Genomic DNA, 11,804 nt, shown 5'->3' on the forward strand with positions numbered 1-11,804 from the left:
CTTCCCCGTACAATGCTATTGTATATCCTCCGCCTATTGGTTATCGAAGCAAAGCGTCGTCGGTGAGCCCGATCAATCGGCAGCTGTTTCACAACTGTCACTGTCCCGCAGTGGTAATGGTACATTTCCATAGCAGGCGGTCATGCAGCCATCACTGTGTTCTAGTGGTATGGCGTCTCCCCTCTTCGAGAATTCCAGTATCTAAGTTTTGTATCTTGCTAGAAGTATTATTGCTCACTTTTGGTATAGAGCATCGCCTGTTCCAAAACTTTCGTATCGGAGGTTTTTGTATATTGCTAGGAGCATTATTGGTCACATTTGGCATGCTGTAGCGCCATAGTCACGGGGCATTGTAACCCAAGTGACCGCCATTATTGTTATCATGGATAATGATAGTTAGCATCCAAAGTGGCACAAGGCGGTTGAACAAGATGAAATTGGCATTTGGAAGCATGTTTTACATGGGACAAAATTCGATGGAACAAATTTTGATCTTAACAAAGATGTAACGCAGGGGTATGGCGTCAGTTCGTTACCAACAAAAGTGTTAATAGATCCGCAAGGCGTTATTATCGGACGCTATGGTGGTGGCAATGGCGACACAGATGAGCAATTGGTTGCTAAGCTTGCTGATTTATTTAAGTAATCGAATATAATGTTCCTATACGTAAGGATGTCCAAAAGGATCGTAGTTACTTTAGTATTGCAGGTATATAGCGTAAAAGAAATAAGGGACTGTCTTAAACAGTCCCTTATTTCTTTTACTTACGCTGCTTATCTTACGAAATTCTTGCTATAAGTTGAGCAAGAATAGTTTTGTCCAGAGGTTTGGTCATGACGCCATCAAATTGGTGTACCTGTCCTTCGGGAATCTGCACTGTTACTTGTGACTCGTCTGACGTGAGTGCGATAACTTTGCTGTTCCATCCCTGTTTAAGATTACTGTCTTTAACCGAATTGAGGATGTCCCAACCGCTAGGGCCATGCATTTTGAGATCGGTGATAATAATATCCGTTCTATTTTCCTTCAAGTAGGCTATTGCTATGGATGAATCCTGATAGATTTTCACATCTTCGAAATGTTGCAATGCTTGTTTTACGAATAGATTATTGATCGGATTATCGTCAATAACGACAAAGCGTAGCTCTTTTGGGAGTTTGTCTAAGCTTGCCATTTGTTTCCTAATTTTCTTTTCTTCGGTAAACGGAACAACTAATGTAAATGTTGATCCTTTGCCTTGTTGACTGCTAACGCTTAAGGTTCCGTTTAGCTGTTCGGCCATGAGCTTAGAAATATGTAATCCCAATCCAAAACTATGCTTGGATTTCTGATCGGTCATATAATACTGTTCGAAAATATGTCCTTGATCTTTGGCAGAAATACCTTTTCCTGTATCCTTAACTACTATATGTAATTTGGAGCCCTGATCGTTGCTGATAAAGGCTTTCACTTCGATCTGACCCTTATCTGTATATTTAATCGCGTTGCTCAGCAGATTGGAAACAATCTGGCGTACACGATATGTACCGCTTTTAATTAAGATGTTGGGATCGATATCAATGTAACTAATGAGTTTCAGTCCTTTTTTATCTGCCTGAGCCTTTTGCATTTTAATGAGGTTGGCAAGCAATTGCGTTGGCGAAAAATACTCAGCCTTAATTTCCAGTGTGCCAGACTCTAGCTTGCCGAGATTCAGAATATCTTCAACAGTATCATTGATTACATGGATATCCTGTGTTATGGAGTCTAATAAAACGGGATCGACACGATTGTTCGCTGCATTGCTTTTCAGCAAATCAATAACACTGACCAACGAATTGACCGGTGTCCGTACGTCATGACTTATATTAGCTAATATACTGGCTTTCTCCTTCGATGTCTGTAAGGCATAGTCTCGGGCGGCGGTAAGCTTACGCTCATAGACGAGTGTATTATAGTGGTAAGACAGCAATAGTGTCACCATAATAATCATAAGAATAATAGAAGCGATGACCTGTTTGCCAAAAATGGAAGAGTTTTCCCTGTAAAGTTTGAAATCTTGAATTTCAGCAGCCCTTAATGTCTCATCTTCATGGGTTTTAATCCGCAGCAAGGCCGTGCTAATGGTACTAAATAAGTTGTAATTTGATTGTAGCAATTGTCTTTCCTTGTGCTGAAGCTCAGCAAATGAACGACGAATCTTACTGAAATCTTGCCGGTGAAATGTTTCGTTCTGTTCAATCAAACTTTGGATCTGGCTATGTATGGCCTTGATTTGATTAACGTTGAAATTTTGTTGCAGCTTATCAGCAACTAACGTGTCATTCTTCGCTTTGAAAATTCTGTTGAAGAGTTTTTCTTTCTTTCGAACAATGGTGTCCTTCTTACTTACATTGAGTGCGGTATCGCGTAATATTTTATTGACAACAGAATCTGCAAGTATCCGATTGTTCCCAGGTCGAATGGTTCTGTTTGTGTTAGTCAAGAGTGAAAGCGAGTCTTTTGCCAAAAAAATCATATTGTCAACAGATTTTTTAATCTGTGCAAATTCGTCCGAAAGCGAAATATTCTGTTCCAAAGAGGTATTTGTAGCAGCAGTAAGTCCTTTTTGGGAAGATAATTTAGAGAGGGAGTCAATATAAAATCGTAGCGTGTCTAAACTGTTGCTATAATGCTTTAAATTTTCGGAACTGAAGTCTACGGTATAGGAACGAAAAGCATTTCCGGCAGTATTATAGGAGGAGAAGAGTTCGTAGAAAAGATTGGTCAATTGATTTTTAGAACTATATGCTTTATTTAGACGAGCTTCGGTCTTTTGGTACTCAATATACTGATAGGTAAATATCGAACCGATATAGACCAAGGAAAGAATCAGGAAGGCAATTAAAACTGTCCTGATAATAAATAATTTTTTACTGTTTTTCACGTTATTGTTCTTTCACCCCAATAAGTTAACTATAGCCTATTTTGTTTTGTCTGGAAGTCAAATTTAATACTAAAAAATCATATCCGCCGCTGACTGCTGTAGCCAGTCAGCTACTTTTTTAAAATCTTACACAATCGTTTGATTGAAAGTTGGTGTGGAAGGATCCTATTTTATTTTTTATTTTGCATAGTGAAACCCATAGGTGGTCTTTTTAGGACCTCTTTATTTAGAAATAAAAACTTAAATTTTAATGAAAACACTCTTCTGTTCGGTCGCGTTATCCCTTTTATTTGCGCGAGGACTCCATGCACAGTCTGGGGTTGCTATTATCCCCAAGCCTCAGGAAATCAATATAGGAGCGGGCCAGTTTCAGTTAAATCCACAAACTACTTTAAGTTTTAAAGGCTGCGATGTGAAGGATGTGTCTTTGTTTGTTGAGCAGCTGAGAAGAGTAACGCAATATCCCCTGAATGTGCGGAAACAGGCGAGCAATAGCATTGAATTTAGACTTGACCCTAAACTGTCCATCTCAAATGATGAAGGTTATCAGCTTGAGGTTTCCAATCGGGGTGTAGTTCTGACAGCAAAAAGTTCCCATGGGCTTTTCAATGCAACGCAATCACTGCGCCAACTTTTACCGACAGCTTTCGAGGGTAGTAACCCAACCAAAGAAATAAGCTGGAATATTCCGGCAGTGAGCATTAAAGATTATCCGCGTTATCATTGGCGCGGTTATATGAAAGACGTAAGCCGGACATTCTTTGATGTGAAAACCGTGAAAAAGTATCTGGATGTCATGGCCCTGTACAAAATGAATACTTTTCATTGGCATTTGACGGATGATCAGGGCTGGCGTATTGAAATAAAGAAGTATCCGAAATTGACACTGGAAAATGCGACGGTATTTCATCGAACAGAAAAGCAACCTGCAGAACGCAGTGGATTTTATACACAGGAGCAGATCAAGGAAGTTGTCCAATATGCGCGGGAGCGTAATATTACGATTGTGCCCGAGATTGATGTCCCCGGACATTCATGGCCGACCATATTAGCCTATCCTGAACTTGGGGTCAACAAGAATTCTTATCCCAATCACATCTTTCCTTTTGTGTCATCTTGGGGATACTGGGGAAATCAATTTACCCCCAATACACTGGATCCCACAAAAGAGTTTACGTATGAATTCTTGAATAATGTGTTCACCGAAATCGCTAATCTCTTTCCGGGTAGTTATATTCATTTTGGAGGGGATGAGGTTCGTCATGATTTGTGGGAAAAAGAGCCGCATGTGCAGGATTTTATGAAGCAACACCAGATTAAGGATGTCAAAGCCCTGCAGAGTTATTTCGTACAACGCGTTTCCGCTATCATTGTTCAAAAAGGTAAAAAACCGATCGGCTGGAATGATATCTTAGCAGATGCGGAAAACTTGCCGAAAAGTACAGCAATTATGAGCTGGCTTGGTGAAGAAGCGATCAAGGAGGCAACTAAAGAGGGGTTTAAAGCGGTAGCCACTCCTGCCTCTCATCTCTATTTTGATATTACCCAGGCTGATCGTAACGATGGAACAATGACTGATTTGGCCTATCCTCAAATAAATTCGCTGAAAAGAGTGTACGAATTTGACCCTTCTGCGGGGCTTAGTCCGGCCGAGGAGCAGCTTGTTCTCGGTGTGCAGGGCAATATGTGGACTGCTTTGGCGCAGGATATTAAAGATCTGAACGTACAGAATTTTCCGAGATTACTTGCTGTAGCCGAAATTGGATGGTCGTCCAAATCAGCGAAAGATTACGAAGCTTTCAACCAGCGATTGGATGCAAATCTTCCAAGATTGGATTCCATGCGTATTGATTATTATCGTCCCGGGGGATATATTGCGGGGGCATGGGGGCCTAATGATATCAGGGAATCGTATAGTTTTCTGAATTTTGATGTGACGAAGAAGATTTACGATAACGGAAGGGCTCAAGCTGGATTTTTCTTTGTGGATGGTAAGAATTTTCTGGAGATTGATGCTGTACAATTACTGCAGGACGGGCGTGTCATCGCAGAAGATGGACATCACGCACTTGCGGATAAATTTAGAGGAACCAACAAGGTCAAACCTTTTTATTACAATTTTACAGTAACAAATTATAACCCGCAATCGAAGTATGAGATCAAAGCCCGTGTCAGAGGTGCTGGTGGTGTGGATTCAAAAGGGAACTTTACATTTAATTTGTCCCCTAATACAGCGTTTGATAAGATAGAAAGGAAATAAGAGAAGAGCTAGGGCTATCCTACCGTTGGATAACCCTAGCTCTTTATAAGGTATAGAAGCTTTATTTATTTGAGCTCAATCATCTTTTGATTAGCATGCTCTTCCTTTACTTCTTGAAGGATTGCAATTTCAATAGGTGCAATCAGGCTAAGAATAATCAGTGCAATGAAAGCTACAGGGAAAATAATTCCGATGATTACAGCCAATAACAAGGAGATATTTAAGTATTCTTGTCCATTCTTGGATGAAACTTTTAAACGGGAGCTTTTGAAGGAATCAAAAAGATCTTGAAAAGCTTTAGTAATTGTTTTACTGTTGATGCTGAATGTTGTTTTAGTTGCCATGATGTTTATTTTTAATGTTTTTATTTCTTATTTGATGACTCAAAGATAGGGCGGAAATAAGAGGGGTACGATGCCCATTAGGCCAGTCTCGAGACAATCTCGGTAAACGACCAGCTTTTATCGGTTAATACTTTTCTGAAATTAAGGAGAGTGATATGATTATCACTATAACTGACAGGAGATATATCCTTAAACAAAAAACAGGGGTAGCTTTTTGGCTACCCCTGTTTTTTTGTTTCTTATTTTGCTAATGTGATTATAAACCTACATGCTCTGTTTTCGATTTTGTTGGTCCCGATGGTCCTTGCTTAAATGTGGGGTCATAGTTCCATTCAATTGTGTCGGTTAATACCTTACCGTCTTTTTGGATTACTTTTGCTTCGACAGTATTCTTCCCCTGTTTTAGCTTCACGTTTTCGAAGATGTAATGTACATTGGTCTGGCCAATTTTGGCCCCTTTGATCGTTTGTCCATTGATGATCAATGTTGGCTCTCCTCTGTTCGAATAAACGGTGATAGGGGTGATTTCATTACCTCTGTTGATCATACGTCGCTGCGTGATATATAACACCGGTTCTTTGCTCCAGTTGGCTTTATACCAATAAAAACCATCTTTCTTCAATTTACGGTCAAAGGAAACCAGACCTTTATAATTTCTGGGATTGACATTAAGACCGGTAATTGGTGTTGCGAAATCAAAGGTGTTCCATACATAGGAACCTAAGAAAATCGGATTTTTAGCGATTACCCCCCAGTGGATCTCATGAAATTTTGTGGCATACTCTTCGGGGAAGAATGAAGGATTACTCCATTGATTGCCAAAATTACCAACTTCTTCCGCTTGGTCTTCGGGAATGGCTTCTGCACCATATTCCGAAAAGATAATCCGGTAATCTTTGAATTCTTCACTGATACGTTTAGCCCAGGAGGCGACATCATCCTCTTTGTCTGATTTGTCTTCCAGTTCGCCATTATACCAGCCGAAGTAATGATTAATGCCTTGTACATCCGCGTTATTGTTAACGGCGTGGTTGATAACATTGTACCCACTGACAGAAACGGTATAGCGATCTGGGTCTTCAGATTTGGCAAGATCGTTTAATTTGGTTGTCAGATCGATCGTATAGGCTGACGGTGTATACACCTCATTGTGCATTCCCCAAATGTAAATTGATGGATGATTGAAGTTTTGTCGGATCAGTTCTTTCAATTGTTGTTGTGCATTATTCTCTTCGAATGTACTTACACGATTGACAAAAGGTATTTCGGCCCAGATCACCAAGCCGATGCTATCACATTTTGAATAGAAATATTCGGATTGCTGATAGTGTGCCAGTCGAATAGATGTTGCGCCCATTTCTTTGATAATCGCGAGGTCTTCGTCGTGGTCTGCATTGCTCAGGGCAGATCCTTTTCCCAGGCGATCCTGATGGCGACAAACGCCATGTAAGGGGTATTTAATATCATTCAGGAAAAATCCCTCTCCTGTGCGTAGCTCAAATTTACGAAGGCCAAGGGGGGCTGTCACCTCATCGATAACCTCGCCATTCTTTTTGATTTGCGTGACGACCTTATAGAGGTAGGGATCATCTAAACCTTGCCATAAATGCGGGCTTTTGACCAGGATTTGTTGTGTAACAATCTGGCGGCCCTGTGGTAGTAAAGTATAAGGCGTATTCTGTTTGGCTTTAATCGATCCGTCTTTTTCGAAAACCGTTGTTAGTAATTCAATAGGCTGTTTTTTTCCGGATTTGTTGTCTATTTTTATTTTTACGGCAACGTCGGCTGTTTTCTTGGAGACATTTTTTTGCGTAATGTAGATTCCTTTGGCTGCAAAATCATTTACCGCAATATTGATTTCATCGGTTACAATAAGTTCGACTGGTCTATAAATACCGCCATACATTGGGAAAAGGGTATGGTTGACAGGAATGACCTGTGGGGTAGCTTCATTATTTACCTTCACCAAAATCTCGTTTTCTTTCCCAAATTGGAGCATGCTGGTCAGTTCGAATACAAATGCAGAATAACCGCCCTGATGTCTGCCCACGAAGTTATAATTTCCATTGCGTTGTGTATTGTCATAAATAATTTCATTCTTGCTTTCTTTGGTCGGAAGGGGCTGATTGTTTACGTATACTTCTGTGTTGGTATTGACTCCTTCAAATCGAATGAAAATGCGTTTGCCTTTCCATGCTGCTTCGGGCACAAATGACTTACGATAATAAGCGTCGCCGGTGTAAAAGCGTTCGTTTTTTCCTAAGCTACCAGACTTAATCTCTTTGGTCTGCATATCGTTTGCATTCCAGGTGTGCGGTAAATTGACAAGCTGCCATTTCCCTTCAAATAGTTGATTATAATCTAGTGTCGACGTAGAAAAAGGCCCCTTTTTGAAAGTCCAGCTGGTATTAAATGGAACTACGGTTCGTGCTTGTACGTTCAATAGCAGTATTCCAATAAAGATTAAGGTATAAAATATCTTTTTTATCATACGGTTTTAACTTAGGATATTGTATTTATGTCTTCAAATATAGCTAACAAAATGAAAATGACTAATTGGACTACCGAGGGGAGAATAGCTATTTGATCCTGTTTTTAATTAAAAGTGATTATAATGTCGCTGTTAATTATTGTTTTTTCTTTATTCGCTTTATTGCGCTCGTTTACTACAACGTTTTCGAGGTTTGCGCAAACGATTGACTATACTTGGACTACTGTAATAAATAATAAATTCTTTACCATTGTATTACAAGAAAAATGTAGACAGAACCAATGTAAACCGTTCATATGCTGGGTTTTCATACTTATTTTACCTTGTGCATTGGCTATCGTGGGTCAATAATAAGCAAACCACGTTCGAAAATGAGTGATAGAGCCAATTCAGAGACAAATGCTTTTACATGAGAAGATGTAATCTGATGAATGGAAGAAGAAGGATTCTGATAAGTGGAAAAAAACTATAAAACGAATGAAACATAGATTAACAGGAACATTTCTTTTGCTATTCTTGCTGATGCAATTTGTGGAAGCACAGGTTGCTATTATCCCACATCCACAGCAGCAGGAGGCGCGGAAGGGCAAACTGATCTTAGGTAGAAATATAGGTATTGTAAGCGACCCTTATTTTGATCCCACGATCGTGTATTTCAAGAAGCTCCTACTTGGGCGTTTCGGCATTTCGGCCTATGCTACGGCCATGGTTGACGAAGCCCAAGTTAGGGTAAGCTGGGATAAAACACTTGAACATGAAGCCTATCGTCTGCAGATAGATCCTACTCAAATTCGAATCTACGCTTCAGATAAATCGGGACTTGTCAATGGAATTTCAAGTTTAGACCAATTGTTGTCCGTTGCAGCCCAGAAAGGGGATCAGCGTGAGTTGGAGGCTGTTGACATCAAGGATAAAGCACAATTTGCCTGGCGTGGTTTTATGTTAGATGAGTCGAGACATTTCTTTGGGAAGGAAAAAGTGAAGTCATTGTTGGACTGGATGGCGTTTTATAAATTGAACAAGTTTCATTGGCATTTGACGGATGAGCCTGCCTGGCGTCTTAGTATACAACGTTATCCCTGGCTGACTCAAATAGGAGGTATAGGCAATTATTTCGATCCCTATGCCGAAGTACAGTATTACACACAAAATGATATCAGTGAGATTATTGCTTATGCGGATGAACGTAATATTGAGGTCATTCCTGAGATTGATATGCCTGGACATGCAACAGCGGCAAATCGTGCGTATCCATTTTTATCTGGCGGCGGTAATGAAAAACACCCTGATTTTACTTTTCACCCAGCAAATAATACGACATATTCATTTTTAACCCATGTGTTGCGCGAGGTAAAAGCACTTTTTCCTTCGACTTACATTCATTTGGGTGGAGATGAGGTTGCTTTCGGTAGCGATGCCTGGAATAATGATCTAAAGGTGCAGGAGTTAAAAAAGGCGGAAGGACTGAAATCGAATAAGGAGGTCGAAGCGTATTTTATTCGACGTATGGCGGATTCCGTTGCCCGTATAAATGGGAAAATTATTGTTTGGGATGAGATGGTAGACGCAAAACTGAACAAGGCACAAACTGTGATGATGTGGTGGCGCCATGATAAACCCGAACAGCTCAACAAAATTTTGGAAAAAGGATATCAGGCTATTCTTACCCCCCGGTTACCTTTATATTTCGATTTTGTGCAGCAGGAAAATCACCGGTATGGGCGGAAATGGGGCAAAGGGTTTAATCCTATTCAAGATGTTTACAATTTTGCAGGCGAACAGCTGGACAGTTTAGGTGGTCGAAGAAAACAGCTATTGGGCATCCAAGCTAATCTATGGACTGAAACCGTCACGAATACCAATCGATTGGATTATCTCGTCTTTCCGAGAATTGCGGCATTGGCGGAAGCGGCCTGGACACCTGGTAAGCAACGTAATTTTGATCAGTTTTCACATGTGTTGAAGCAGCATTTAGCGCTGTATCGCGAGCAGGGGCTCTATTACTTTGATCCATTTCAGGACAGTAATCCCGAGCCGGTCGTTATGAAGAAAGCGCAAAAACAGTATATTGATAATCCCAACTAGATCAGTGATTTGTCTTTGACGGGGAGTGGTGTAATCGGCAATGATGATGTCAGATCTTTTGGAATCAAATAAATACTGTAGATTTTTTAGAAGCATTATGCAGATGTGAAAGTTTGTGCTTTTGCATGAATGCGTATGAAAAGAACAAATGAGAACCTTGTAATAAAACAATTAGATAAAATATGATAAGCTATAACAGATTGATGGTGACCTTGCTGTTGGCTGGAGGGCTATTGGCCGGGAAAACTGTTTCTGCCCAATGGACTGGTCCACGCAAAAAGGTGGAGCAAAGAATTGAGGTAAAATATGGGCCTTTAACACCGGCGCATCGAACCGATGAGGCAATGGCACGTTTTCGTAGCTATGGTTTAGGACAGTTTATCCATTGGGGTCTCTATGCTATTCCAGGAAATGAGTGGGAAGGGGTAAGTGCTCGAAAAGGTGCGGCCGCTTCCGAATGGATTCGTACCTGGAGTGGACCTACGGCACCGAAGGACTGGAAAAACACCTATGATAATTTATATAAGCAATTTAACCCCAAAGGATTTGACGCAAAGCTATGGGCTAAGCAGGCTAAAGAAATGGGAGCAAAATACCTGATTTTTACCACCAAACATCATGATGGATTTGCCTTATGGCCTTCGAAATATACAGATTATACCATTAAGAAAAGCCCATATAAAAAAGATATTGTCAAGCAGGTTGTAGACGCTTACACAGCCGAAGGTATAGATGTATTTTTGTATTTTTCGATCTTGGAATGGAATAATTCAAACTATATGGGAAAGGCGCCGTCTACACCGGAAGAAAAGGCAAAATTCAACAAGTTTTTAGAGTATACCCGTAATCAATTATTGGAGCTTCTTCAAAATTACCCCCAGATAAAAGGTTTTTGGTTTGATGGTACCTGGGATCAGTCCTGGATTCAGTCCTATGACTTTACCTATAAACTGGAAAAGGAACTCCGCGAGAAGCATCCGGGGTTAATCATCGGTAGCCGTTTTCGAAACGATGAATTTGGAAAACGACATTTCGATTCGAATGGCGATATGCTGGGGGATTATGAGCAAGGATGGGAACGCAAAATGCCGAAAGAATTTGAATGGTTGGAAGGACGTGATTGGGATTGCGTCATGACGATACCTCCCAATGGTTGGGGCTACATGAAAGATTGGTCGGGTATTTATACAAAGACATCCGACGATTTGATCGATATGTTGATGAACTGTGTATCAATGAACGGGAATTTCGTATTGAATTTTGGTCCGGACGGAAATGGTCGGATGCATCCGGGAGAGGATAAACTGGCGAAAGAGATCGGTGACTGGATCAAAGTTAATGGTGAAGCTGTTTATGGGGTTAGGTATGCGGGGCTTGCGCCATCTAAATTGGGTTATTTTACAAAAAAAGAGGACAATCTCTATCTTACGGTCTTTAATCGACCCGTCAACAATATTGTCCGTATTGCTGTACCGAAGAATGCAACAACGGTTCCGGTAACGGCAGCATTACTTCAAAATGGTCAAACCTTGGTTTTAAAGCAAGCTGAAATCGGCATAGACCTGGATAAGAATACGTACTATGATATTGTACTTCCAGACGCATTTGTTGCCAATAAGGCTTTTGTTATAAGAATGAAGCTTGGTCATCCAAAAGGACAGCGTGAGCAACTAATGGATGCAAAAATGTAGGCTCAGGACATTATAGGAAATTTCCCT

At 40.5% G+C, this 11,804-nt stretch carries 6 protein-coding genes; 3 read left to right on the forward strand and 3 right to left on the reverse strand.

Annotation, left to right across the window (positions count from 1 at the left end; translation table 11 throughout):
• Positions 1–779: 779 nt before the first annotated feature.
• On the reverse strand, positions 780–2,906 hold the full coding sequence (locus B3P16_RS03305) for an ATP-binding response regulator (RefSeq protein WP_286841411.1): 2,127 nt from the start codon (positions 2,904–2,906) through the stop codon (positions 780–782).
• A 250-nt stretch (positions 2,907–3,156) separates the two neighbouring features.
• Between B3P16_RS03305 and B3P16_RS03310 the strand changes: the two genes are divergently transcribed.
• Positions 3,157–5,166 carry a beta-N-acetylhexosaminidase gene (locus tag B3P16_RS03310; protein ID WP_286841412.1) on the forward strand — a complete coding sequence of 670 codons (2,010 nt, stop codon included), beginning with the start codon at positions 3,157–3,159 and terminating at the stop codon, positions 5,164–5,166.
• A gap of 65 nt (positions 5,167–5,231) precedes the next feature.
• Here B3P16_RS03310 and B3P16_RS03315 read toward each other — a convergent pair whose 3' ends face one another.
• Entirely contained in the window at positions 5,232–5,510 is a 279-nt protein-coding gene (locus B3P16_RS03315) for a DUF4342 domain-containing protein (protein ID WP_286754709.1), read from the reverse strand.
• 256 nt (positions 5,511–5,766) lie between these two features.
• Positions 5,767–8,001, reverse strand: coding sequence for a glycoside hydrolase family 2 protein (locus B3P16_RS03320; RefSeq protein ID WP_286841413.1), 2,235 nt, complete (start codon positions 7,999–8,001; stop codon positions 5,767–5,769).
• Between the two features lie 477 nt (positions 8,002–8,478).
• Between B3P16_RS03320 and B3P16_RS03325 the strand changes: the two genes are divergently transcribed.
• Entirely contained in the window at positions 8,479–10,086 is a 1,608-nt protein-coding gene (locus tag B3P16_RS03325) for a beta-N-acetylhexosaminidase (protein WP_286754711.1), read from the forward strand.
• 182 nt (positions 10,087–10,268) lie between these two features.
• The gene (locus B3P16_RS03330) at positions 10,269–11,777 is read left to right on the forward strand and encodes an alpha-L-fucosidase (protein ID WP_286841415.1); all 1,509 of its coding nucleotides are present in this window, start codon (positions 10,269–10,271) and stop codon (positions 11,775–11,777) included.
• The last annotated feature ends 27 nt before the right edge of the window (positions 11,778–11,804 follow it).

Origin of the sequence: Sphingobacterium sp. UBA7631, assembly GCF_002483935.1 — a bacterium.
In the GTDB taxonomy this organism is placed as follows: Bacteria; Bacteroidota; Bacteroidia; order Sphingobacteriales; family Sphingobacteriaceae; genus Sphingobacterium; species Sphingobacterium multivorum.

Bases quoted from the DNA above. Each gene is read 5' to 3' on its own strand.
- B3P16_RS03310 (WP_286841412.1), top strand. From the start codon at position 3,157: ATGAAAACACTCTTCTGTTCGGTCGCGTTATCCCTTTTATTTGCGCGA.
- B3P16_RS03315 (WP_286754709.1), bottom strand. From the start codon at position 5,510: ATGGCAACTAAAACAACATTCAGCATCAACAGTAAAACAATTACTAAA.
- B3P16_RS03320 (WP_286841413.1), bottom strand. From the start codon at position 8,001: ATGATAAAAAAGATATTTTATACCTTAATCTTTATTGGAATACTGCTA.
- B3P16_RS03325 (WP_286754711.1), top strand. From the start codon at position 8,479: ATGAAACATAGATTAACAGGAACATTTCTTTTGCTATTCTTGCTGATG.
- B3P16_RS03330 (WP_286841415.1), top strand. From the start codon at position 10,269: ATGATAAGCTATAACAGATTGATGGTGACCTTGCTGTTGGCTGGAGGG.